The 23,416-nt window shown below is 68.3% G+C and carries 27 protein-coding genes; 16 read left to right on the forward strand and 11 right to left on the reverse strand.

What is annotated here, in order from left to right:
• Positions 1–33 precede the first annotated feature (33 nt).
• On the forward strand, positions 34–654 hold the full coding sequence (locus PSC72_RS18990; protein ID WP_274322995.1) for a VOC family protein: 621 nt from the start codon (positions 34–36) through the stop codon (positions 652–654).
• 56 nt (positions 655–710) lie between these two features.
• On the forward strand, positions 711–893 hold the full coding sequence (locus PSC72_RS18995; protein ID WP_274322996.1) for a hypothetical protein: 183 nt from the start codon (positions 711–713) through the stop codon (positions 891–893).
• Between the two features lie 6 nt (positions 894–899).
• Here the strand turns inward: PSC72_RS18995 and PSC72_RS19000 are convergent, their stop codons facing one another.
• Complete coding sequence (locus PSC72_RS19000) at positions 900–2,240, reverse strand: TIGR00341 family protein (RefSeq protein WP_274322997.1); 1,341 nt, start codon at positions 2,238–2,240, stop codon at positions 900–902.
• A gap of 151 nt (positions 2,241–2,391) precedes the next feature.
• On the opposite strand from PSC72_RS19000, the gene PSC72_RS19005 reads away from it, so the two are divergent.
• The 4 genes from PSC72_RS19005 to PSC72_RS19020 all read left to right on the forward strand — a co-directional run bounded on the left by PSC72_RS19005 (position 2,392) and on the right by PSC72_RS19020 (position 4,403).
• Positions 2,392–3,399, forward strand: a complete 1,008-nt coding sequence (locus PSC72_RS19005) for an aldo/keto reductase (protein WP_274322998.1) — start codon at positions 2,392–2,394, stop codon at positions 3,397–3,399.
• 71 nt (positions 3,400–3,470) lie between these two features.
• On the forward strand, positions 3,471–3,941 hold the full coding sequence (locus PSC72_RS19010) for an FKBP-type peptidyl-prolyl cis-trans isomerase (RefSeq protein ID WP_274322999.1): 471 nt from the start codon (positions 3,471–3,473) through the stop codon (positions 3,939–3,941).
• Positions 3,942–4,086: 145 nt separating this feature from the next.
• Positions 4,087–4,257 carry a DUF7837 family putative zinc-binding protein gene (locus tag PSC72_RS19015; protein ID WP_274323000.1) on the forward strand — a complete coding sequence of 57 codons (171 nt, stop codon included), beginning with the start codon at positions 4,087–4,089 and terminating at the stop codon, positions 4,255–4,257.
• 5 nt (positions 4,258–4,262) lie between these two features.
• Positions 4,263–4,403, forward strand: coding sequence for a hypothetical protein (locus tag PSC72_RS19020; protein WP_274323001.1), 141 nt, complete (start codon positions 4,263–4,265; stop codon positions 4,401–4,403).
• A 69-nt stretch (positions 4,404–4,472) separates the two neighbouring features.
• Here the strand turns inward: PSC72_RS19020 and PSC72_RS19025 are convergent, their stop codons facing one another.
• Positions 4,473–5,477 carry an NAD-dependent epimerase/dehydratase family protein gene (locus PSC72_RS19025; protein ID WP_274323002.1) on the reverse strand — a complete coding sequence of 335 codons (1,005 nt, stop codon included), beginning with the start codon at positions 5,475–5,477 and terminating at the stop codon, positions 4,473–4,475.
• 124 nt (positions 5,478–5,601) lie between these two features.
• Here PSC72_RS19025 and PSC72_RS19030 point away from each other — a divergent pair, with 124 nt between their 5' ends.
• From PSC72_RS19030 to PSC72_RS19040, 3 genes are all read left to right on the forward strand, one after another.
• Positions 5,602–6,354: a sugar phosphate isomerase/epimerase family protein gene (locus tag PSC72_RS19030; protein WP_274323003.1), complete on the forward strand. Its 753-nt coding sequence runs from the start codon at positions 5,602–5,604 to the stop codon at positions 6,352–6,354.
• A gap of 123 nt (positions 6,355–6,477) precedes the next feature.
• Positions 6,478–6,759: a HalOD1 output domain-containing protein gene (locus tag PSC72_RS19035; RefSeq protein WP_274323004.1), complete on the forward strand. Its 282-nt coding sequence runs from the start codon at positions 6,478–6,480 to the stop codon at positions 6,757–6,759.
• 99 nt (positions 6,760–6,858) lie between these two features.
• Positions 6,859–7,194, forward strand: a complete 336-nt coding sequence (locus tag PSC72_RS19040) for a hypothetical protein (protein WP_274323005.1) — start codon at positions 6,859–6,861, stop codon at positions 7,192–7,194.
• Positions 7,195–7,340: 146 nt separating this feature from the next.
• On the opposite strand, the gene PSC72_RS19045 is transcribed toward PSC72_RS19040, so the two are convergent.
• The 3 genes from PSC72_RS19045 to PSC72_RS19055 form a co-directional block, all read right to left on the reverse strand.
• Positions 7,341–8,057 carry a ZIP family metal transporter gene (locus PSC72_RS19045; protein WP_274323006.1) on the reverse strand — a complete coding sequence of 239 codons (717 nt, stop codon included), beginning with the start codon at positions 8,055–8,057 and terminating at the stop codon, positions 7,341–7,343.
• A gap of 149 nt (positions 8,058–8,206) precedes the next feature.
• A complete protein-coding gene (locus PSC72_RS19050) occupies positions 8,207–9,544 on the reverse strand; it encodes an aminotransferase class III-fold pyridoxal phosphate-dependent enzyme (RefSeq protein WP_274323007.1) in 1,338 nt (445 codons plus the stop codon).
• 123 nt (positions 9,545–9,667) lie between these two features.
• A complete protein-coding gene (locus PSC72_RS19055; protein ID WP_274323008.1) occupies positions 9,668–10,939 on the reverse strand; it encodes an MgtC/SapB family protein in 1,272 nt (423 codons plus the stop codon).
• Between the two features lie 120 nt (positions 10,940–11,059).
• Between PSC72_RS19055 and PSC72_RS19060 the strand changes: the two genes are divergently transcribed.
• Positions 11,060–12,355 (forward strand): AI-2E family transporter, encoded by a 1,296-nt coding sequence (locus tag PSC72_RS19060; protein WP_274323009.1) that lies wholly within the window; start codon positions 11,060–11,062, stop codon positions 12,353–12,355.
• 123 nt (positions 12,356–12,478) lie between these two features.
• Here PSC72_RS19060 and PSC72_RS19065 read toward each other — a convergent pair whose 3' ends face one another.
• Positions 12,479–12,754, reverse strand: a complete 276-nt coding sequence (locus PSC72_RS19065) for a PadR family transcriptional regulator (RefSeq protein WP_274323010.1) — start codon at positions 12,752–12,754, stop codon at positions 12,479–12,481.
• Positions 12,755–13,013: 259 nt separating this feature from the next.
• Here PSC72_RS19065 and PSC72_RS19070 point away from each other — a divergent pair, with 259 nt between their 5' ends.
• On the forward strand, positions 13,014–13,286 hold the full coding sequence (locus PSC72_RS19070; RefSeq protein WP_274323011.1) for an amphi-Trp domain-containing protein: 273 nt from the start codon (positions 13,014–13,016) through the stop codon (positions 13,284–13,286).
• 401 nt (positions 13,287–13,687) lie between these two features.
• Positions 13,688–14,407, forward strand: a complete 720-nt coding sequence (locus PSC72_RS19075; protein WP_274323012.1) for a DUF7117 family protein — start codon at positions 13,688–13,690, stop codon at positions 14,405–14,407.
• A 48-nt stretch (positions 14,408–14,455) separates the two neighbouring features.
• Here PSC72_RS19075 and folD read toward each other — a convergent pair whose 3' ends face one another.
• Both folD and PSC72_RS19085 read right to left on the reverse strand, forming a co-directional pair.
• Positions 14,456–15,346: a bifunctional methylenetetrahydrofolate dehydrogenase/methenyltetrahydrofolate cyclohydrolase FolD gene (folD, locus tag PSC72_RS19080; protein WP_274323013.1), complete on the reverse strand. Its 891-nt coding sequence runs from the start codon at positions 15,344–15,346 to the stop codon at positions 14,456–14,458.
• 152 nt (positions 15,347–15,498) lie between these two features.
• Positions 15,499–17,391, reverse strand: coding sequence for a HAMP domain-containing protein (locus tag PSC72_RS19085; protein ID WP_274323014.1), 1,893 nt, complete (start codon positions 17,389–17,391; stop codon positions 15,499–15,501).
• Between the two features lie 339 nt (positions 17,392–17,730).
• Between PSC72_RS19085 and PSC72_RS19090 the strand changes: the two genes are divergently transcribed.
• The 3 genes from PSC72_RS19090 (at position 17,731) to PSC72_RS19100 (ending at position 20,652) form a co-directional block, all read left to right on the forward strand.
• The gene (locus PSC72_RS19090) at positions 17,731–18,831 is read left to right on the forward strand and encodes an mRNA surveillance protein pelota (protein WP_274323015.1); all 1,101 of its coding nucleotides are present in this window, start codon (positions 17,731–17,733) and stop codon (positions 18,829–18,831) included.
• Positions 18,832–18,943: 112 nt separating this feature from the next.
• Positions 18,944–20,119, forward strand: a complete 1,176-nt coding sequence (locus PSC72_RS19095) for a sensor histidine kinase (RefSeq protein ID WP_274323016.1) — start codon at positions 18,944–18,946, stop codon at positions 20,117–20,119.
• Between the two features lie 80 nt (positions 20,120–20,199).
• Positions 20,200–20,652, forward strand: a complete 453-nt coding sequence (locus tag PSC72_RS19100) for a pyridoxamine 5'-phosphate oxidase family protein (RefSeq protein ID WP_274323017.1) — start codon at positions 20,200–20,202, stop codon at positions 20,650–20,652.
• A gap of 38 nt (positions 20,653–20,690) precedes the next feature.
• Here the strand turns inward: PSC72_RS19100 and PSC72_RS19105 are convergent, their stop codons facing one another.
• The 3 genes from PSC72_RS19105 to PSC72_RS19115 all read right to left on the reverse strand — a co-directional run bounded on the left by PSC72_RS19105 (position 20,691) and on the right by PSC72_RS19115 (position 23,014).
• Positions 20,691–21,125, reverse strand: coding sequence for a hypothetical protein (locus PSC72_RS19105; protein ID WP_274323018.1), 435 nt, complete (start codon positions 21,123–21,125; stop codon positions 20,691–20,693).
• Positions 21,126–21,256: 131 nt separating this feature from the next.
• Positions 21,257–22,039 (reverse strand): MBL fold metallo-hydrolase, encoded by a 783-nt coding sequence (locus PSC72_RS19110; RefSeq protein ID WP_274323019.1) that lies wholly within the window; start codon positions 22,037–22,039, stop codon positions 21,257–21,259.
• Positions 22,040–22,114: 75 nt separating this feature from the next.
• Complete coding sequence (locus PSC72_RS19115; RefSeq protein ID WP_274323020.1) at positions 22,115–23,014, reverse strand: dihydrodipicolinate synthase family protein; 900 nt, start codon at positions 23,012–23,014, stop codon at positions 22,115–22,117.
• A gap of 120 nt (positions 23,015–23,134) precedes the next feature.
• On the opposite strand from PSC72_RS19115, the gene PSC72_RS19120 reads away from it, so the two are divergent.
• Positions 23,135–23,341: a hypothetical protein gene (locus PSC72_RS19120; protein ID WP_274323021.1), complete on the forward strand. Its 207-nt coding sequence runs from the start codon at positions 23,135–23,137 to the stop codon at positions 23,339–23,341.
• Positions 23,342–23,416: the final 75 nt, after the last annotated feature.

Here is a 23,416-nt window from a genome sequence, read left to right on the forward strand (position 1 = left end):
GGACCTATGTACGGCAGTTCCCTAGACGGAGTCATGTCAGAGGACAGCGGTCCGGAGATCACGGCGGAGCCGCCGAACAGCCCGTTCCACACGACCGGGACCGACCACGTCACGCTCGTCGGGAGCAACGAGGAGGACACCATCGAGTTCTACCGCGACGTCCTCGGGATGCCGCTCGTGCTGCGCCAGCCGAACCTCGACGACCCGAACTCGACGCACCTCTTCTTCGACTCGGGCGACGGCCGCATCGTCACGTTCTTCGTGACCGACGAGCGCCAGTCCGACGCGTCGCCGCTGCGCCACCAGGTCGGCTCGGTCCACCACCTCTCGTTCAGCATCGACCCCGAGCGCTTCGCCGACGTCAAGGCCGCGCTCGAGGAGCACGGCCACGGCTACAACGAGTTCGACCGCGGCGTGTTCCACTCGCTGTATACGCGTGATCACAACGGACTCACCATCGAGCTCGCGACCGACAAGTACGCCATCCCCGACGAGCGCCGCGGCGAGGTGCTCGCGGCGGTCCAGCGTATCCGCGTCGCCGACGGCGCCGAGTACGCCGAGGCCGAGCACCTCGAAGCGGCGCTCGACGAACTGGGCATCGACAGCGACCCCGCCGACCTTCCCGACGCGCCCACCGGCGCCGGCGTGGAGTGACTCCGACCGGCTATCGCAGGTGCGCGGCTTTTGCGCCCGAGGCCCGAAGCCGCCGTATGGCTGACGACAAAACCGACGAGGAGCGCGAGGACGAATCGGCGGAGGAGGAAGCGAACGAGGACGCCAACCAGTACGGCGGCGGTGAGCAGGACATCGACGCCGTCGAACAGACCGAGATGATGGAAGACGACGGAGACGAAGACGACGGGGACGAAGACGGCGCGGACGACGAGGAGTGACCGCGGCTATCCGTCCCCGACGGGAGCCATCGCGGCGCCGCCCGTCTGATTCGCCCGGTCGAGCCGGTCGGAGGTGTCGAAGTCGATGTACCGCACCCGGACGGTGACGTTCTCGCCGGTCCGCTCGGTGATCGACCGGTCGAGGACCGCCGGCAGGTTCGAGTAGGACCCGTTGTCGGTCCTGCTCAAAGCGATGGTCACCGTCGACGGGTCGCCGAACGGACCGACCGACGTGTACTCCGTCGAGACTTGCGTGATCCCCAGCCTGTCGTACTCGGGCTGTTGTAGCACGTCCGTCGTGGCGTCGTTGACCGTCTGCTCGAACGAGGCGTGGCGATAGGAGCCGAAGCCGACCGCGGCGACGATGGCGACCACGAGCAGGGCCGTCCCGGCGACGACCAGCGCCTGTCTGCCGCTTGGGCGCGCGAACAGCCCTTCGTCGACGTCGTCCGGTCGGTAGCCCAAGTACCGCAGCATCAGGTAGCCGCCGACGTTGACGGCGATCATCGTGAGCACGAGCAGCACGAGCGCACCGAGGGCGACGATGTACTGGGTCCAGGCCACGCCGATGCCGCTGACCGCGGCGACGGGGATCAGCGCGGCGGCGATCATGACGCCGACGATAGACACCGACCCCTTCGTCGCGAGGCCGTAGGCGCCTGCGGCCCCGGCGGCGAGCCCGATGATCGTCGAGAGGATGCTCGGGGCGAGCCGGCCGGCCACCAGCTGCATCGACGTGATGTCCAGGGTCGTCGGGACGGCGAAGAACTGCTTCACGAGGACGCTGAAGGCGGTGGCCGCGACCACGGCCATGCCCAAGCCGATGAGCTGCTGGTGGATGCTGTCGATCAGCATCCCGCGGTCGTCGCGGACGGCGCCGACGCTGGCGGTCAGCATCGGGCTGACGATCGGCGCGATGATCATCGAGCCGACGACGACAGCCGGCGACCCCGTGAGCACGCCCGAGACCGCGACGACCGCGCTCAGGACCATCATCCAGAGGTACGACCGCGTGTTGAGCCGCATGTCCTTGGCCTTCGAGCGGAGCGTCTCCGGCGCGATCTTGTTCGGCGTCTTCGCCCACTGGTCCTGAACACCGTCGATCCCCTCGAAGTTCGCGAACTCCGTCGCGAGAGACACGGTGTACGTGGTCCTGTCGTAGCCCTTGGCTTCGAGGTCGTCGAGCACGTGCTCGACGGCGTCGGCCGGCGTGACGAACGTGACCAGATCGTGTCCGTCCTTGGCGCCGTCGTCCTCGGCGACGGTGTACCCGAAGTCGTACTCGTCGAGGACGCCGAGCACCGTGTCCCGCTGGTCCGGCGGGACCGACAGCTGGACTACCCGCATACCGTTCGTCGGGCCGCTATCCGGAAAAGACTGGACCGCTCAGGGTCAAGCCCGGGATATGGACGGCTCGCCGCGGCCGTCGGTCCGCGCCGCTCGGCGCCACCCAGTCGCGGAAACCAATTACTAAGCGACCGCCGCCCGAGTGAGTGATATGGAGTACAGGCGACTCGGCGAGACCGGCCTGCAGGTCTCGCCCATCTGTTTCGGGACGTGGCGCTTCGGCAAGGAACACGACGGCGTCGTCGAGACGGGCCGCGAGGAGGCCCACGAACTGCTCGACGCCTACGCCGAGCGCGGCGGGAACTTCGTCGACACCGCCAACGGCTACGGCGGCGGCGACTCCGAGCGGTGGATCGGCGAGTGGCTCGCCGACGAGGACCGCGAGGACTACGTGATCGCCTCGAAGTGCTTCTGGTCGTCGGTGTCGCGCTTCCAGGAGAACCTCTCGAAGAAGAACGTCAAGGCGGAGGTCGAGGGGTCGCTCGACCGCCTCGGGACGGACTACCTCGACATCCTCTACCTCCACCGGTTCGACGACGAGACGCCCATCGAGCACACGCTCCGCGCGGTCGACGACCTCGTGAGCGACGGCAAGGTCCACTACGTCGGCATCTCGACGTGTGACGCCTGGAAGCTCACGAAGGGCCTCTGGCAAGCAGACGTGAACAACTACGAGGTGTTCTCCGTCACCCAGCCGCTGTTCCACGCCGCCTACTACGAGGACGTGGAGGAGTACCTGGCCGTCTGCGCCGACCAGAACCTCGCCGTCTGCCCGTACTCGCCGCTGGCCGGCGGGTTCCTCACCGGGAAGTACGAGCGCGTCGGCGACGGGACGTACGACCTCGACGCGCCGGAGGACACCCGGGCCGAACTCGACGACCGGTTCGAGCGGTTCTACGTCTCCGAGCGGGGCTGGCACGTTCTCGACGCGGTGCGCGCGGTGGCCGACGAGGCGAACGCGACGCCCGCGCAGGTGGCGCTCCGGTGGCTGATCGACCAGTCCGACTTCGACTGCGTGCCCATCGTCGGCGCCCGCACCGTCGACCAGATGGAGGAGAACCTCGGCGCGCTCGACGTCTCGCTCTCCGACGAGCAGTTCGACCGCATCTTCGAGGCGCGCTACGACGAGGACGGGGAGCTGTACCAGACGAACGCCTGAATCGGTCGTTTCCGGCCGAATCCGCCGTTCCGAGACCGTGCCCTTATCAGTGAGCCGGGGGTTCTGACGGTATGGCTATTTCCACCGGCGACACGGTCACCATCGAGTACACCGGACGACTGGACGACGGCGAGGTCTTCGACACGTCGCTCGAATCGGTCGCGACCGAGGAAGGGCTCGCGGACGACCAGCCCGAGCGCGACTACCAGCCGCTGACCGTCGAGATCGGCCAGGGCCGCATCATCGAGGGCCTCGAAGACGCCCTCCTCGACATGGAGGTCGGCGACGAGGACACGGTCACCATCGAGCCCGAGCAGGCATACGGGGAGCGCACCGACGACCGCGTCGTCGAGTACGACGCCGAGGAGTTCACGGAGATGCTCGGCGGCCGCGACCCCGTCGAAGGCATGGAGATCCAGACCGAGCAGGGGATGCCCGGCCGCGTCGCCGAGGCCGGCGACGAGACGGTCACCGTCGACTTCAACCACGAACTCGCCGGCGAGACGCTCGAATTCGAGGTCGAAGTCGTCTCCGTCGAGTGAGGCCACAGACGGTCGTCCGTACCTGTCTGCAGTACGATCGACCGCGAGCGCCGGTTGTCAGATCCGCCGTATAGAGCGCATAAAATCCGCTCTTACTCGCGTTATAGAGGACATAACAACGATGGTGTGTGTTCTAAATCGAAACATGTCCGGGACAGACGAAGGGGGGGTCCAGGACCAGCCGCTCGGACGCTGTCCGAACTGTGGGGAGATGATCCCCGCGGCGAACCTCCTCATACGGTACGAGTCAAACGGCAACTGGCCGAAACTCTTCGCCGAATGCTCGGCGTGCGAGGACCCGGTGCATCCGGAGTGATCGCGATGGGGCTCCTCGCTTCGCTCGTTCCCGACCGCGAGACGGTCGTCGTCGAGTGCCGTCGCTGCGGCACGACCGTCGACCGGGGCACCTCGGTCTGTTCGGTCTGTGACTCCGAGGACATCGCCGAGTACACTATCCGCTGACGCGGCCGGTCAACTCACCCGCCCGTCTCACTCCCCGAATTCGTCGATCCACTCCCGAAATCCGCCGATTCACTCGCCGAGCGCGTCGGCGAACGACTCCGTCGACTCGCGCCAAGCGGCGATGATCTCGTCGTCGTTCTCGCTGTCCCACTCGTCGATGGCGTCGCGCCGTTCGAGGTCCTCGATGGCCCGCTCGACCCCCTCGCGGAACGATATCGTGTACTCGAAGCCGAGGTCGCGTTTCGCCTTGCCGTTGTCGAACACCGTCGAGTACTGGAAGTGGTCGACAAGCGGATCGGTCCGGTCCGGCACCGCCTCGACGAGTCGCTCGGTGGGGATGGACACCATCTCCGGGTCGGGGGCGTCCATCGCGTCGGCCACGTACTCGTGGTACTGGTTCCAGGAGATGACCTCCTCGCTGGTGACGTGATACGCCTCGCCGTAGGCCGCCTCGTTGCCGACGGCGCCGACGAACGCGCCGGCCACGTCGTCGCGGTGGCACGGCCCCCACAGCGTCGCGCCGTCGCCGTGGACGATGATCGGTTTCCCCTTCCGGACCCGGTCGAGGTAGTACGTTCCCCAGCCCATCGTGTGGATGACCGGACCGCCCTCGCCGTAGGTGCTCCACGGGCGGATCACGGTCGCCTGGAAGGTCTCGCCGTGAGCGTCCATGAAGACGTCCTCGCACTCGGCCTTGTCGGCCCCGTAGTCGCTGACCGGCGGTTCGCGGCGGGCGCCCTCGGTCGCCGGGTTGCGGTCGAGCGGCCGGTGGTACACGTCGACCGTCGAGCAGAAGACGAACTGCTCGACGCCGGCGAACGCATCGACGGCGCTCTCGGCCTGCTCCGGGGAGAAACAGACCATATCGATCACGACCTCCGGGTCCACCTCGTCGGCCACCTCCGCGAGACGCTCGTCGTCGTCGCGGTCGCCGTGGACGTGCGACACCGCGTCGGGCAGGTCGGCCCCGGTCTCGCCGCGGTGGAACGCGGTCACGTCGTGGCCGGCGTCGACGGCCTGCCTGGCGATCCCGGTACTTATCAGCCCCGTCCCGCCGATGATGAGGACGTTCATGGGCGACGGACGGTCAGGACGCGGATAAAACGTCGCCCCGCGGAAGCCCCCGCCGGGAGGACCGGTCCCGGTCGACCCCTCCCCCGACCAAACGCTTTTGCCGGCGTCACGCTTCACCACGGCCATGTCTCGCGACTACGATATCGGCGTCCAGAGCGTCGTGTTCAAGGACTTCTCGCTGACCGAGTTGCTCGACGAACTCGACGACGCGCCGGTGACCCGCCTCGAACTCTGGGGCCAGCACCTCTCACCGGAGCACGACGAACCGACCGTCGCCGCGGGACTGGACGCCGTCGCCGCGGCGGACCTGACCGTCTGCGGGTACGGCGTCGTCGACCTCGAAGAGCCCGGTCAGGCTCGGGAACACTTCCGGTTCGCAGACCGCCTCGGCGCGGAGTACGTCACCGTCAACTACCCGCCGGCCGCCGACGCGATCACCGAGGAACTGGTCGACCTCGCCGACGAGTTCGGCCTCGACGTCGGTATCCACAACTACTCGTCGGTCCACCACGACGACCTCTCCCGTGTCTTCTCGACGATCGACGACGCCCGTTCGGTGCTGGACCGCTACGACCACGACCGCCTCGGCCTCTGCGTCGACACCGGGCACTTCCTCGTCGAGGACGTGACTCCGGCGGACGTGGTCCGCGACCTGGGCGACCGGATAAACAGTTGCCACCTCAAGGACACCTCCGAAGCGGAGATCGAGGACGTGCCAGGCGCCGGCCAGCTGGACGTCGCCTCGTTCGTCGGCCTGCTCGACGACCACGCCCACCTCGACGCGCCGCTGGTCGTCGAGTACGAACTCCCGCAGGATCGCGCGCCCGACGCCCTCCGCGAGGCCGTCGACTCCGTGCGAACCGCGCTGGACGACTGATTCGCCGGCTCCGCCGGGACCGGTCCCGTCCGGCCGCCCGCTCCCGATTAAATGGGTGAAACTCGGCCAAAATCGGGCTCACGGAGAGGCTAGTTTACGGGGGCCGCTCTCGCATGGCGCCCCATGCCCGGTCACGAACAGGTCCCGAACGACCTCCCCGTTGCCCGTACCGCCATCGAAGACGACGAGGAAGCGACCGACGCCCTCCTCCGCGCCGCCGACCGCGCTCACGTCAACGTCGACGACCCTGACCCGCGCCTCTACGACCAGATCGACCCGGGCGCCCTCGACGCCCTCACCGCTCACCACCGCTCACGGGACGGAGCTGCCGAGTTCGTCCTCGTCGCCCCTCTCTGGGACCGCACCTTCGTCGTCACGCCGGACGCCGTCGAAGTCTATCCCTGACCGACGCCGCCCGTCTCGGCGCGCTCGCCCCTGCCCCGGGCTCTCACCGGCCGCGGGCGGAACGTAAGGTGTTTGCGAGCGCCGCGCCCAGTCCGTGGTATGAGTCTCGACGATCTCCAGGACGACGTCAAGTCCGAGTACGGCGACCTCGACGAGGAACTGTCCGTCGACACCGACCGAGAGACCCGCAACGAGCTCGCCATGCTTCTCGCGGCCTTCGACACCGACGACCCCGACGAACTCGTCCGCCGCGGCGTTCACATGCTCTTCCAGACCGCCGTCGAGACCGGTAACCTCGACTTCCACCTCCGCAGCGAGTACGACGTCACCTACGACGAGTACCTCTCCGGCATGACCTTCGAGGAGATGACCGGCGCCGCCGACATGCCTCAGACGGGCACCGGCGACCCCGACGACCGCCGATACCAATTCTAAACCATCTTTTTCGTCGGGGGGGTCGCGCTACGCGCGACCCCCCCCCCGACCAAAAACATGGGTGAAAAAGGCCGCATCTCGGCCTTCGGCCTCGATGCGGTGAATCGCGCTCGCTTTGCTCGCGCGAACGCTCTCGGCACCACGCTCTACAGCAGGAACGTCGCCAGGAACCCGATCGCAGTCGCGAGCGTGACGTACGGACCGGCCTCCGCGTAGGCGTCCGGGTAGATCTCGCTGGCGAGGCTGGCGAGGATCGCACCGGCGGCGAACGAGCGGATCGCGGACAGCCAGAACCGCGGGAGCGGCGGGATGTACCGGTAGCCGACGATGACCGACCCGCTGACGACGAGGGCCGTGACGGCCCACCCGGCCATCGTCTGCCGGTTCCCGTGGTTCTCGGCCATGTTGGCCCCGGACATCATGGACTGGGACCCGTTCGTGACGGCGAGGCCGAACAACAGCGCCAGCGCGCCCGAAACGCCGCCGGTCCCGAGGAGCGACCCCATCGCCGCGTTCTCGGGGATGCCGTCGGTGGTCACGCTCGTCCACAGCCCGAGACCCTGTTCTTCGGTCTCGTCGTCCGCCCAGCGGTCGATGATAACGTCGAGCGTGCCGAACACGAGGACGCCCCCGAGGAGAAACCCGGACGCTGGGTACTCGCCGATGGCGTGGAAGGCGGGCTCGAACAGCTCGAAGGCGAGCGAGATGACGAGCGATCCGCCGCCGACAGCGAGCAACGCCGCCTGCCACTTCCGATCCGGCGGCGCCCAGATACCGACGGCCGAGCCGACGAGGAGCGCCAGCGCCGAGAACCCCGCGTAGAACCACGGGTTCGAGAGCAGTCCGCTCTGCCCCGACTGCAACGCGACGGCTCGCCCACCACCGAGAGCGTTCCATAGCGCCGACCAGTGAACGGCCGATAGCACGGTCGCAGGTCGACCCGCGAGCGGATATCTATGCGGCGACTACTCGCGGTAATACGCGCATTTCTCCGCGACGGCGGCGAGAGGGATCAGGCCACGTCCGCTATCGCGTCGGTCAGCAGGTCGACGCCGAGGTCGATCTCCCGTTCGGTCACGTCCATCGGCGGGAGGATGCGAAGGACCTTGTGACCGCACCCGAGCGTCAGGAGCCCGCGCTGCATCGCAGCGGTCTGGACGGCGTCGCGTCGCTCTCTCGTGTCGAACTCGACGGCGAGCATGAGCCCCTTCCCGCGCACGTCGACGACCGGGTCGAGGTCGGCGTCGCGCATCGACTCCTGGAACTGTCGGCCCCGGACGACCGCGTTGTCCATGAGGTCGTAGTCGTCGATGACGTCGAGCGTGAGCGCGCCCTGCAGCGCGGCGACGATGTCGCCCCCGCCCCACGTCGACGAGAGGCGGCTCTTCCGCTCGGGGAACACCTCCTCGCGGGAGATGGTCGCGCCGACTCGCAGGCCCTTGGCGCTCGCGATGACGTCGGGCTCGAACGGGTAGTGGTCAGACGCCCAGAACTCGCCGGTGCGGCCGACGCCGGACTGGATCTCGTCGACGACGAGCGTCAGGTCGTGCTCGTCGCACAGGTCGGCGATCTCCTCCGCGAAGGCGTCGCTCGGGAAGCGATACCCGCCCTCGCCCTGGACCGGTTCGAGGATCAGGTACGCCACGTCGTCGGGGTCGATTGCGCCCCGCTCGGGGTGGAGGAGCTTGCGGAGCTGGGACCCGTCGCCGGTGAAGAAGCCGCACGTGCAGGACTGCGCGTCGCAGGTGCGGTCGTCGCAGAAGGGCACGCCGTGGATCTTCGAGATCTCGGGGAAATCACGACGGTAGACGGACTTCGACCGGTTGAGCGAGAGCGCGCCGAGGGTGCGCCCGTGGAAGCCCCCGCGGAACGTGATGCCGTAGTCGGCGCCCGTGTGGTCGTAGCTGATCTTGATGGCGTTCTCGACGGCCTCGGCGCCGCTGTTCGAGAGGAAGACCGTGTCCATTCCGTAGTGGTCGCTCCGGTCGGTCAACCGGTGCATGAGGTCGGCGGGCGTCGGGAACGGGTGGTCGTCAAGGTCGCCGCTGGTGACGTAGAAGTCCTGACCGGCCATCTTCAGCGGGTCGACGAGGTCGAACCCCTCCATGCGCTCCATCAGCTTGGGGTTGTTGTACCCCAGCGGCGCTGCCGCGACGTGGCTGGTGAAGTCCATGAGGACGTTGCCGTCGACGTCCGTGCAGAACGGCCCCTCGGCCGGTTCGGTGTAGTCCCAGACGAAGTCGTAGACGTAGGTGCTCGTGGCGGCCGACTCGTGGTGGTAGTCGACCCACTCGCGTGCGAGCTCGCCAGGCAGGGACCCCACCGTCGGCTCCGCCGTGTCCCGGTTCATGTCGGCAAGAGGGGGACTCCCCAGTTAAATGATGTGACTATCGCGGGGGATACCCCTCGCGTGGAACGTTTTCCGGCAACAACTGGACGGGCGTCGATATACTGGCGACGGCTCCGTCGCCGGTCACATCGTGGCGACGGCGGTCACGACGCTGGCGGCGACGAGGAGGACCGTGCTCACTGTCGCGGTCCTGACGGCGAACTCGCGGTTGGGGCTGGCGAAGGTCAGCCCGGCCTTGACGACGATGCTGGAGGCGGTGGCGAGCAGGATGGCGAAGACGGCGGCGTCCGCCGAGAGCCCACCGCCGCGATAGAGGATCACCGCCGAGGTGGTCGCGCCGGCGCTGGAGACCAGTCCGGTGAGCGCCGCGGTGACGTAGAACCCCAGGCGGCCGAACTGAGCGGCGGCGAGGCCCCCGGCGACGACGACGAACAGGAACAGGCCGCCGAACCCGAGGACCTTGCGCAGCGAGAAGGGGCTCTCCATGTCCATGTCGAGGTTCTCCGACCAGTCGGCCGTGACGGCGGCGATGGCGAAACTCCCGACGATCACGCCCCCGAGCGGGACGATCGCTCCGAGGAGCAGGCCCGTCTCGAAGGTGAACAGCAGGGCGATCGTGAGGTTGCGGGCGGCCATCGCGGCGTCCGCGAGCAGGATGGCCGCGACGGCGTAGGAGCTGACCGCGGGGCGCTGTTCGACGTGGTCGAGCATCGCGCCGACGACCGCCGTCGAGGAGGCCAAGCCGCCGAAGAAACCGGTGACCGCGATGCCGCGGCTGCCGTAGGTCTGGACGATGGCGTAGTTGGCGATGCCGATGGCGGCGACGGTGACGACCATCAGCCAGATGACGCGCGGCTCGACCTCCACGGCCAGGTCGGCGGTGCCGACGTTGTAGCTCTCGGCGGGGAGGAGCGGGTAGATGACGAACGCGAGGATCGCGAACTCGGCCGCCGAGCGCAGTTCCGTCCGGGTCATCCCCCAGGCGAAGGAGTGGAGTTCGCGCTTGAGCACGAGCAACAGCGCCGAGAAGACGGTGACGGTCACCGCTTCGAGCGTGTAGCCGGAGGCGACGAGCGTGCCGACGCCGTAGGCGACGAGCATCGACATCGACGTCGTCAGCGAGAGCCCCTCGTCTTCGTCGTCGATGAGCCCGCGGACGGCCAGGAGCGTCCCCTGGACGATGACGAGGACGCCCCCGACGACCACCAGCGGGACCGATCCGAGCACGGTGAACGCCGCGCCGAGGATGCTGATGAGCGAGAACGTCCGCACGCCGGCCGACTTGTGTGACCACTCGCGCTCCAGTCCGAGGAACAGTCCCAGTACGCCCGAAAGCGTGATCTGGAGCACCTCCGTGTCGAGCGGGATCGACGCGAACTGCGCGACTCCGTACACCCACCGACGTAGAGGACTGGCGGTAATAAATACAGGGCCACTATCGGACGGGTCCACGGCGCCTCGACCTCCCGTCGCCGCTACCGGCCTTTATGTGTCGCCCGCGTGATGGCAGTGACGATGGTGGAGTTCGAGTTCAATCCCGACTGGGCGTGGATCGGTTGGGGAGTGCTGGGGGCTGTCCTCGGCCTCGCCGTCCTCTGGGTGCTCTACTCGTTCGTCGGCACGTTCGTGTTCGCGCTGTTCATCTACTACTCGACGCGGCGCGTCCACGGGCACATCCGCGACAGGGTGGGACAGCGGTCCGTCTCGGCCGCGCTCGCGCTCGTCGCCCTCGCCCTTCCGGCCGTCCTGCTGTTGCTCTACGCCACGGCCATCGGCGTCCAGGAGCTCCAGGAGTTCGCCGGGACGACCGACCTGGACCGCTACATCGAGATCGCCGGCCCCTACGTCAACGTCACCGAGGCGGTCGAGAACCCCCGCGGCGTCTTCGAAGGCGCCGGCGGGATGGACCTCGTCCAGTCGGCGCTGAGCCAGGGGACCAGCTACCTCGGGTTCCTCGCGACGGGGCTGTTGCACCTGTTCGTCATCTTCGCCATCGCCTTCTACCTCCTGCGCGACGACCACAGGCTGGCCGACTGGGTGGCCAGGTTCGACGGCGACGGCCCGACGGTCTTCGAGGAGTTCGCCCGCGAGGTCGACGACAGCCTGGAACTGGTCTTCGCCGGCAACATCCTCAACGCAGTCGTCACGGCGACCGTCGGCGCGATAACCTACAGCGTGGTGAACATCTTCGCCCCGCCCGAGGTGGCGATCCCCTACGCCGCGCTGGTCGGCCTGCTGACCGGCATCGCCAGCCTGATCCCCGTCGTCGGGATGAAACTCGTCTACGTCCCCGTCACGATCTACCTGGCCGCCACGGCCTTCGCGGCGGGAACCGGCTGGGGGTTCGTGGTCGCGTTCTTCGCCGTCTCGTTCGTCGTCGTCGACGTGATCCCCGACCTGCTCGTCCGGCCGTACGTCACCGGCGGGACGCTCCACACCGGCAGCGTCATGTTCGCCTACATCCTCGGCCCGCTGCTGTTCGGCTGGTACGGCCTCTTCCTCGGCCCCGTGATCCTCGTCTTCGTCACGCACTTCGGCCGGGTCGTCGTCCCGAGACTACTCGGCGTGCGCGGTGACGACGCCGAACCGGGACCGTCGTCGCCGGACGAGGGCACCGCCGAGACGCCGGACGCGGTGACCGACGAGAGCGCTACGTCCGTTACCGCGGACCGCGCTCCGGACGCCGACGGCGATACGGGCTCCGACGGCGATCCGCCAACGGACTCGACCGCCGGCGGGACGACCGACGATCGAGACGCCACCGACCACGGATCCGGTGAGGAAGACGGCGACGACTCCCGGACCGACTGAGCGGGCGCGAGTCGGCGGTCATCGCGAGAACGGCGAGAGAAACAGCGGGCGCGAGCGACGGTTCGGTGACCCGTCCGACGGGACGAACGGTGAACTGTCGAGGAGCGGACGCGGGCCGGCCGACTACAGGTCGACGTACTGCTCTTCCCAGTCGCGTCGGGCTTCGATCTCGCGTCGACCGCGGCGGGTGAGACTGTAGAAGTTCGTCCGCCGGTCGCGCTGGCCCTTCTCGACGAGCCCCTTGTCGACGAGCGTGTCCAGGTTCGGATAGAGACGGCCGTGGTGGATCTCCTTCTCGTAGTACTCCTCGAGTTCCTCTTTGATCGCGAGCCCGTGTGGCTCCTCCTTCCCAGCGATGACGTACAGCAGGTCTCGCTGGAATCCTGTCAAGTCGTACATCGGTAATGTCCGTGTGAACGTTACTGTCTAATATGCATAAATATGTCGACTGATGAGCCGGGTACCTCTGCGAGCGGCGGTATTAGTCCGCTGTTAATCCGGATCCGATAGTTAAATCGGCTGATGAGATCGGAGTAACGCTCGTATTCGCTCGGTTTCAGGTATCGACTTCGAAACGTTCTCGACGGGGATTCGGCGGCCAGGGGAGCCGCTGGATCGGGGCGGAGAGACTTATCCCCTCGGCGCACGTAGCTCCCCTATGCCCGAAGAGGTAATTTTCGAAGACGAGCGGGTCATGACGCGCGCCGACGTGGCGTCGTATCTCAGGACCGTCGCCGACCGGCTGGACGCCGGCGAGTCGCTCACGCTGGAGACCGGCACCGACTCCGTCACTGTCGACGTCCCCAACGACGTCGAGTTCGAGGTGAAAGTCGAGCGCGAGGGACCGGCCGACGGCCCCGGCGAACTGGGGCTCGAACTCGAACTCGAGTGGGACGAGGGCGCTACCGACGACTCGCTCTCTATCCGATAGGGGCCTCGGTCCCGGATCCGACCGTCGCCGTGACTCTCGAACGGCGGTCGCTCGAACCCACCGAGAGCGGAGTAATCTCCCGTTACCCGGGGCCGAACGGCGACGAAGCAGTCGCTCTCCTGAACGTTGGTTCGGAAAGGAATGGAAAGCGAACGCGTGGGTGAAAAACCCACGCGAACGCTTGCCGCCCTGAATTGGTCCCCGCTGACGCTTCGGCCCTCCAAGCGAAGCGTCATCTGATATTCTGGCCGGCAATCACATAAAGGTACCGGCACCGGCCGCCATCGCCACCTATCGGTTCGCTATCTCGTCCGCGGGTCGGCCGCGGCGCCGACTGTCACGGGGGCGGTACCGGCGGGGCGACCGGACGGATTTTAGTCGGGCGCGCGTAACGAACGCGTATGAAGATCCGCGGCGAGCGCGAGTGTCAGTCCTGCGGGACCCGCTGGTCGTACTACGAGACGGGGAGCGTGGTCTGTCCGGAGTGCGGGAGCCTCCGCAGCGTCGGCCTCGACGACCCGACCGAACACACGGCCAGTCCGGCCGCCCTCGAACTGAGCGCGATCAGGAACCTCGTGGACGAACAGCCGCTGGCGGACGTGGCGGAGACCACTGCCGAGACCTGTCGTGAGTACGTCCGCAAGCGCGGCTTCATCCGCGGGGGCGAGCTCCAGCCCATGGACGACACCTACCTCGCCGCCGCCGAGCTGCGGCTCGCCGCCGAGGAACTCACTCACGCGATGCGCGTCACCGACGAGGAGGAGTACTACTTCCTCGACCTGTTGCGCGGCGCGGACCGCGGCGAACGGCCGCCCGCGGACGACGTCCCAGAGTCGTTGCACGCAGTTCGCGGTCTCGCGTACGCTCGCGCCGTCGACGCGTACCGTTCGGACGTGCGCCGCTACCTCGACGAACACCCGGACGAGACCGTCCGGGGCCTCCTCACGACGCTCCGCGACCACCAGAAACGCGTCGAGGCGCTCGACGGCGACGTCTCCCCGCGGACTGCCGGGGAACTCGTCTACGTCGCCCGCTCGATCGGCCGCGCACTGATCGACGACGACGAGACGGCCCTCGCCGAGGCGCAGCGTCGGCTCGACGAGTTCGATATCGACCTCTGAGGCGGTCCCTGGCGGCGAGCGGCCGGATCGGACGGCGGCGGTCGCGGCCTACAGCGCGCTCTCGACGCCCGACTGCAGGGCCGCCGCGTTGACGGTGTTGTACAGCAGCATGGCGCGCGTCATCGGCCCGACGCCGCCGGGAACGGGCGTGATGGCCGCGGCCTTCTCCTTCGCGCTCTCGAAGTCCACGTCGCCGACCAGCTCGTAGCCCTTCTCGTTGTCGGCGTCGACCTGGTTGATGCCGACGTCGACGACGACCGCGCCCTCGCCGACCATCGACCCGTCGATCATCTCCGGGACGCCCGCGGCGGCCACGAGGATGTCCGCCGACCGGGTCTTCTCCGCGAGGTCCTCGGTCCGCGAGTGACAGACCGTCGTCGTCGCGTTGCCGCCCTCGCCGTACTGGATGAAGAGGTTCGCCATCGGCTTGCCGACCAGCCGCGAGCGACCGACGACGACGGCGTCTTTGCCCTCCGTCTCGACGTCCGCGGCCGCCAGCAATCGCTGGATGCCGTGGGGCGTGCAGGGCTTGTAGCGCGCGTCGCCGGCGACGAGCCGGCCGATGTTCTCCGGGTGCAGCCCGTCGACGTCCTTCTCGGGGTCGATGCTCCGGAGGACGCGCCGGTCGTCGACGTGGTCCGGGACTGGCATCTGGACGAGGATGCCGTTCACGTCGTCGTCGGCGTTCAGTTCGTCGATGGTGTCGTACAGCTCCTCGGCGGGCGCGTCGGAGTCGAGTTCGACGTCGACGGTGTCGATGCCGACCTCCTCGCAGTCGTTCTGCTTCATCGAGACGTACGTCTCGCTGGCGGGGTCGTCGCTCATCAGCACCGTCGCGAGCGTCGGCGTGACGCCCTCCTCGTCCAGTTCGTCCACCGCGTCGCCGACCTCCGCTCGCACGTCCTCGGCCACCGCGTTGCCGTCGATGATCTCGGTCATACTCGAACGGGCGGCCGGCGGCGGTATGAAGTTCCCGGAAACAGCGGCGCGACAGTCGACACAGTCGACACAGTCGCGACGACGGGCCCGCCCCGAACCGGCAGTTCGGTGGGAGCGGGTGACCGCTCGCCGGGGCCCCACAGGGACCGTTGTCAGTCGCCGCTCGGACCGGCGCCGTCCTCGATGTCGCTGGCGCCGGTCTGGAAGACGAACTCGTGTTCCTCCTCGGTCTCGAAGTTGTTCAGCCCGTCGCCGAGGTACTGGGCGTAGCGGACCAGTTCCTCGGCGCGAGCGGACACCTCGGTGAGTTCGGCGGCCTGCTCTTCGGCGGCGCCGGCGACGTTCTCGCTCTCGGCCATCGTCTCCTCACCGAGGTCGACCGCGGTCTCGACCAGGTCGGCCACTTCCCGGATCATGCGGAGCGACTCGTCGAGGTCGACGGCCTCCCCGTCGGATCCGGACGACTCGATGGCCTTGGCCACCGCGTCTACGTCCTCGGAGATCCGCCGGAGGCGCTCCTTCTGGTCGTAGGCGTCGTCGGAGATCTTCTGGATCGACTCGGCGACCTGTTCGCTGGCGTCCCGGACCGTCTCCGCGCTCTGCTGGACGGCGCGGCCGCCCTCCTCGACCTGGACGGCGAAGCTCTTGAGCTGGCCGGTCGTCATCTCCAGTTCGGTCAGCATCTCGTTGAAGTCCTCGGCGATCCGGTCCATCGCCTCGTTCTCGCCGTCGGGCTCCATCCGCTGGGTGAGGTCGCCCCGCGCGCCTGCCTGCATGATCTCCGAGTACTCCTCGGCCGTCTCCTGGAGGTAGTCGCTCATCTCCATCGCCTCGGCGCGCGAGACCTCCGCCTCCTTGCGCGCCTGTTCGGCCTCGCGTATCTGGTCGCTGAGCGCGTCGCGCATCGACCCGAATGCCCCGTACAGCCGTCCGATGTTGTCGATCCGGCCGGTCTCGATTGTCACGTCGAGGTTCCCCGCTTCCATCTGCTCGGCCTTGCCCGTCAGTCGGTCGATGGTGGTCGCCGTGTTGTACCCGAGCGCGGCGCCGATGGCGCCCATCAGCAGGACGGCGACGCCCGTCGCCACCAGGCCGAAGTCGGAGACGGTCTGGACGAACCCGAACACCTCGCCGGTCGGCGCGTGGACGAGCACCACCCAGTCGTCGGGCCCGTTGGTGATCGGGACCGGCGCGTAGCCGACGGCGTACTCCTCGTCGATGACGCCCGAGTGGGCCGGCATCTGTGCGCTCACGCCGCTGGATCCGGCCGGCATGTCGAGTGCAGCCCTGATCGGCTGTCGGGCGCGCTGGTCGCCGTAGGTGGAGAACAGCGCGGCCGGTTCCGCCGAGGACTCCTCGGCGCGCTCGTCGATCAGGACCTCCCCGTCGCCGTTGACGACCTGCGTGAACCCGTCCTCGGCGCGCTGGGCCCCCTGGAAGCGGCTCGCGAGGGCGTTCACCGACGATTCGAGGACGAGATAGTGGTCACCGCCGCCGACGGGGCTCACGAAGCCGACGACGGCCCCGCTCTCGGTGTCGTACACCGAGGAGCTCTTGACCTGCCCGAGGCTGCTGAACGAGAGGTCGGCGAGCCACTCGCGGTTCGTCCCCTCGAACGTCGCGCTCGCGTCGAACCGGGTGCTCGCGACGATGTCCAGGTGCTCGCTGGAGCCGTTCACCACGTGGAGCGCCGTGATGTCCGCCGAGTCGCTCTTGAGGTTACGAGCGGCCCGTTCCACGGTCGCGGGGTCGTCGGCCGTCCACACGTCGTTGTTCGACGCGAGGCGGACGCCCTGGCGGTTGCGTTCGTTCCACTGGTCGATTATCGTCGCCTCCTGGCTCGCGATGCCGCTGTACTCGCTCTCGACGCGGTCTCGCGTCTGCTCGGTGATCTGCGCGGTCGCGTAGACGCCCACCGACCCGATGGCGAGCCCCATCACCGACAGCACGATCAGGAACTTGAGCGCGTAGCGCCGCCGGACGAAGTCCGGGGTGACCGCCCGTACCAGCCCCAGAACCGGCCCGGAGCTCCCGTCTCCGCTCACCGCCGGTCACCCGATTTGGCGACAGACGACAGTCGCGTCGCCCCGCCCGTCGGTCGGCACCGGGGCCGCCGCTCGTTCGCCGCGTCTGCGCCCGCTTCGATCCCGCGCCCGAACTGCCCGCGTACACCCTGTACCATAACGAAAGTACATGTATTATACAGTTATATCAAGGCTTCGCCGCGTTGGCCGCTTCGGAGCGGTGAGGACGGCGATTCGCCCCAGCGGCGTCCTGTCGCGATCCGGGACGCTCCGAACGGGCCGACCGACCGTCCGCGCAGTCGGCCGACGCGGTCGCGGTGGAATAACAGCACACTTGCCGCCGGACGCTGAGATCCGACTATGCAGATCAACGACCGCCACCACACGACCGAGGGGCGCGAGCGCGTGACGCTCGTCCCCGAGAGTCTGGACGATCTGTGGCATCTCACGTACGTCGTCGAGCCGGGGGACCTGGTGGCCGGCGACACGACGCGGCGGATCCAGCGCAACGACGACGACATGCGCGACACGGGCGGCGAGCGCGAGCCCATGTGGATCGAGGTCGAGGTCGACGACGTCGAGTTCGCGAAGTTCGCCAACCGCCTGCGCGTCGGCGGCGTCATCGTCGACTGCTCCCGGGAGGACCAGCTCGATTTCCACCACACGCTCAACGTCGAGCCGCTCACCGAGATCGAGGTCGAGAAGGTGTGGAAACCCGACCAGGACGAGCGCCTCGCCGAGGCCGTCGAGGCGACCGAGAACCCCGACGTGGCCATCGCCACCGTCGAGGAGGGGCAGGCGTACGTCCACACCGTCGCCCAGTACGGGACGGAGGAGCGGGCGAGTCTCACCGGGTCGAGCGGGAAGGGCCAGTCGACGCTCACCGGCTCGATGGGGTCGAGCGGCGGCGGGAGTTCGCGCGAGGACCTCTACGAGGAACTCACGGCGGTGCTCGCCCGGATGGACGTCGACGCCGTCATCCTGGCGGGGCCTGGATTCACGAAACAGCAGGCGCTCGACTATATCGAGGACAACGACCCCGATCTGGCGAGCCTGATCACGACCGTCGACACGGCGGGCGTCGGCGACCGCGGCGTCCACGAGGTGCTCAAGCGCGGCGCCGTCGACGAGGTCCAGACGCAGACGCGCATCTCGAAGGAGGCCGACCTCGTCGACGAACTGACCGAGCGCATCGCGAAGGGGACGGAAGTCGCCTACGGGCCGGAGCGAGTCGCGGAGGCCGCCGAGTTCGGTGCCATCGAGACGCTCCTGATCCTCGACGAGCGGCTGCGCGCCGAGCGCGGCGACGAGGGCGAGTGGGAGATCGACGTCGACGACGTCATCGAGACCACCGAGCAGAAGGGCGGCGAGGTGACCGTCTTCTCCGGCGAGTTCGACCCCGGCCAGCAGCTCCGGAACCTCGGCGGGATCGCCGCGCTGCTGCGTTACCGCATCGACTGATCGGTGCCGACAGAGGCGGTTCGGACTGCGGGGATCTCATCGCTGATAACGCCGCCGAAACGGCTTTCTGACCGGTGTCGGAACTGTCATCAATAACCGTCCAGGGGAGCCGATGGGATTCGAACAACGCCAGGACTTCGCGCGGCAGGTGGCCGACCTCAACAAGTACGGACAGGCGCTCAACCAGTGCGAGACGGTCGACGAGGTGGTCTCGCTCACGCTGGAGGCTATCACCATCCTGTTCGAACTGACCGACGTGACCGTGATCGAGGTCCGCGGGTGCGGCGACGCGGACAGCGACCTACGCGTCGCCGGGAGCACGAACCCGGATATCTCTGCCGGCTCGCCGCCGAGCGACGTGGCCCGTCGGGCGTACGAGACCGGCGACACGGTCGTCCTCAGCGGCGACGAAGCCGGGATCGAGACCGATTCGGACACCACGGCGACGCTCGCCGTCCCCGAGGGGATCGTCGACGAGACGATCTGCGTGATCGTCGTCCGGTCGTCGACCGTCGAGGAGTTCGGCGACGGGTTCGTCCGCCCGATGGAGATCCTGGCGACCCACGCCGCGACGGCGATCAGCAACATCCGGTCGCGCGAGCGTCTCGAACGCGCCAGACGGGACCTGGAGACCCGCAAGGAGATGATCGAGCTGTACGACCGGCTGCTCCGCCACGACATCGGCAACGATCTGCAGGTCATCGTCGGTTTCGCCGACGCCGTCGCCGACAGCGTGGAGGACGACCGGGCCGCCGAGTACGTCGGGAAGATCCAGCGCGCCGCCGCCAACTCCGCCGACCTCGTCGACCGCGCCGGCGACCTCGTCTCGACGCTCGAAGCCCAGCGCGAACCCGAAGCCAGAAAGCTGCGCCCGCTCCTCGAACGAGCGGTCGCCGACGCGACCGACCAGCACCGGTCCCTCTCGGTCGAGTTCGACGGCGGCGACTTCGACCACCGCGTCTACGCCGGCGACCTGATCGACTCCGTGTTCGGGAACGTCCTCTCGAACGCCGCGGTCCACAACGATCGCGACGTGAGCGTCCGGCTGTCCGCCGTCGAATCGACCGCGGACGACGTCACCGTCGGCGTGGCCGACGACGGCGCGGGCATCCCCCCCGACATCCGCGACGACATCTTCGAGATGGGCGTCAAGGGCGCGGACAGCCAGGGCACCGGGTTCGGGTTGGGGTTCGTCCGCGCGCTGGGGGAGTCCTACGGCGGCGCCGTCGCGGTCGGCGAGAGCGACGCCGGCGGCGCGGAGTTCCAGATCACGCTCGAACGCGCCTGAGTCGCAGAGATCTTCGCAGCCGATCCAGTCGCAACCGACGTTTATGCCCGCGGCGGCCGACGCTTCGATCGGGACCCACCATGGAGAACGTAACCGGCGACTGGACGCGCGAGCGGGCCGAACAGTTCCTCGACGAGCGGGCGATCCCGATCCGGCTCGCGATGCAGACGCCGGACGGCGGGCTCTGGATGCTCTCGCTGTGGTACCGCTATCGCGATGGCAACCTGGAGTGTGCGACCGGCGCGAAGGCGAAGGTGGTCCGATACCTCCGGGAGAACCCCGCGGTCGCCTTCGAGATCTCGACCAACGAGCCGCCGTATCGCGGCGTCCGCGGCGCCGGCACCGCGTCGGTTTCGCCCGACGAGGACAAGGCGGTCCTGCGGGCGCTCGTCGACCGGTACCTCGGCGACCGCGACAGCGGACTGGCGGAGTCGCTGCTCTCGCCCGAGCGCGACGAGGTCGCTATCGAAATCGACGTCGACCGGGCGTACACCTGGGACTTCTCAGACCGGATGCAGGCCCGCGAGGACTGACGAACCGAACGTCCAGAGGGCGGCGCTCAGTCCCGACTTCAGCGAGTCGCAGAGTGGGTCGTCCCGAGCGTGGCCGTCAACTGCTCGTGCGTCCGGAGGCCCGCGCGGAAGCGCTCGACGATCGCCGACTGGTGGGTCGGGCACGCGGTGATAACGACGCCCCCGTCCTGGACCGGAACGAGCGGGTGAGAGGAGTCGTACCGGGCGTTGCGACAGCCGGGACAGCGGACCCCGCCGGCCGGCAGGTGGTCGAGGAGGTCGGCGGAGTCCTCGCTGGTCAGTCCGCAGACCGCGGTGAACTCCTGCAAGTGGTCGTCGCAGCTGAGAACGGGGATCGTGAGCTGATCGAGGAGGAGGAAGGAGACCGTCTGCTGGCTCTCCGATTCGAACGCCGACCGACACGCCTCACAGCGGACGGGGGGCTCCGTCCCGCCGTCGTCCGCCTGCGGGAGTTCGAGTTCTGTCGACGGCATCTATCTACTTCGGGGGGCTCCCACACGGGTAAGTGATCGGGTCCGACCCGTCACGGCGCTTCTTCTGACTCTGTCGCGGCGCTGTCGGGCGTTCTCCGGCGTGAGACGGCGTCGGTCGGACGCGTATCGGCTCACTCGATGTCGAGCGAGAGCCCGTCGGACGCGAAGCGGACGTCGCCGCCGTAGCGCTCGGCGATCGAGTCCAGCATCGCCTCGTGCTCGCCGTCGGTGTGCGGGTAGAGGTGCGTCAGGTAGACGCGGCCGACGTGCGCGTCTGCGTCCGCGAGCACCGCGCCGAGTTCGCTCGGCGTCGGGTGATTGTCCACGTCGACGCTGTCCGGGAACGAACAGTCGTGGGCCAGGACCGCGGCGCCGTCGGCGAACTCGATCAGGTCGGTGAACGCCTCGGTGTCGCCGCTGAAGACGAACGCGGGCACGTTGCCGTCGCTGTCGGCGGAATCAGCCGCTCCGGCCGCCACGAACCGGTAGGCGAGGCAGTACATCGAGTGGCGGACTTCCATCGCGGATACCTCGAACCCGGCGAGCGAGAACGATCCCGGACCGACCTCCCGGAAGGAGAGGTCCATTCGGTCCTGCATGTAGTCGTGGACCTCCAGCAGGTCGGTGACAAGGTCCTCGGTCCCGTCGGGTCCAGCGACGGTGAAGTCGGTCTCTCCCGCCAGCCACCGCGCCTTCAGGAGCGGAAGCAGGTCCGAGACGTGGTCGAGGTGATGGTGGGTCAGGAGGACGGCGTCGATGTCGTCGTAGCCCACGCCGGTCCGCTGGAGGCCGTGGAGGGCGCCGCTGCCGCAGTCGACCAGCAGGTTCCCGCCGTCGGCCTCCAGCAGGAGACCTGTCTGGAACCGCTCGCCGGTCGGCATCGCGCTGCCGGTGCCCAGGAAAGTGACGCGCATACCCGGCGTTCGTCCCCCGGGGGAATAGACCTTCCTCGACGGGCACCGGAGCGGGATACCCGCCCCGGGTCTCGATCACCCCGTCGCCCGGTCGCCGACCCGGTCCAGCGTCGACTGGATCTCCTCGCGCTCGTCGGGATCGGGGAGTTCGAGCGGTGGACGCACTTCGGGGTCGTCGATCAGGCCCTCGTGGGCGAGCATGACCTTCGTCGCGCCGGAGAAGCCGTATTGGGAGCCGCAGCGAAAGAGCGGGTCGACGGCGTGACGCTGCAGGCCGCGGGCGCGGTCGTGGTCGCCGGCACGGGTGGATTCGACGGCCTCCGTGACCGCCTCCGGGATGACGTGCGAGACGGAGTTGACGCCGGCGTCCATGCCCATGTACAGCCCCGGGACGAGCTGGCCGTCGAACCCCTGTAGCACCTCGAAGTCGTCGGGGACGCGGTCGAGCACGTCTGTCACGTGGGTCAGGTCGCCGCTTGTGTCCTTGAGACCGACGACCGACTCGCGCTCGGCCAGCGCCTCGACCGTCTCCGGGGCGATTTCCTCGTTGACGACCGAGGGGATGTTGTAGAGGTAGATCGGGATGGGACTGTCGGCGACGACCCGCTCGAAGAAGGCCTGGTTGCTCGACGGCTCCGACGCCGTGACGTAGTACGGCGAGACGGTCAGCGCGGCGTCGGCGCCGGCCGCGGCCACGTCGGCGATCCGCCCACGGACCGTCTCGACGGCCGTCCCCGCGGCGCCGGCGACGACGGGCGCGTCCGACGGCGCGACTTCGACCGTCGTCTCGACGACCTCGGTGCGTTCCTCCTGGGTCAGGCTAGCGAACTCGCCGGTGGTTCCGCAGGGGACGAACCCGTCGACGCCGCGGTCGGCGAGGTGGTTCACGACGGTGGCGAGCGCGTCGTGGTCGACGGCGCCGTCGTCGAAGGGCGTTACGAGCGGACAGAGCACCCGCGTGGCGTTCGAGAGCACGTGATCAGTTGGGTCGCCAGCCTCTTGGGCCTGTCCGCGACCCCGCGACGCCGCGAGATCGCCCCCGTCAAAAGCTGTCGCCGCACAAGACATTTGGGTACAGCGCGACGACGTGACGCCATGGGATTCCGAATCGACTCCCCGCTCTCGAAGGTGGCCGGGTTGCTGTTCGCGACGGTGGCGCTCGGATACGTCGTGATCCGCGAGGCCTGGGGATTCCGGTTCGACGCGTTCGGCGGCGGCCCGGTCGGGACCGCGCTGGCGGTCCTCGCGGTCTTGATCCTCGCGATCCTCCTGATCACGACCGACAACGCGTTCGAGGGGTGACGCTGCCGATCGTCGCCAGAACCGGGGCTCTCGCACCCGGGACCACTTTCACTCCGCTGTCCAAACCCACTTGAC

This window comes from Halosimplex aquaticum (assembly GCF_028747785.1).
Classification (GTDB): domain Archaea; phylum Halobacteriota; class Halobacteria; order Halobacteriales; family Haloarculaceae; genus Halosimplex; species Halosimplex aquaticum.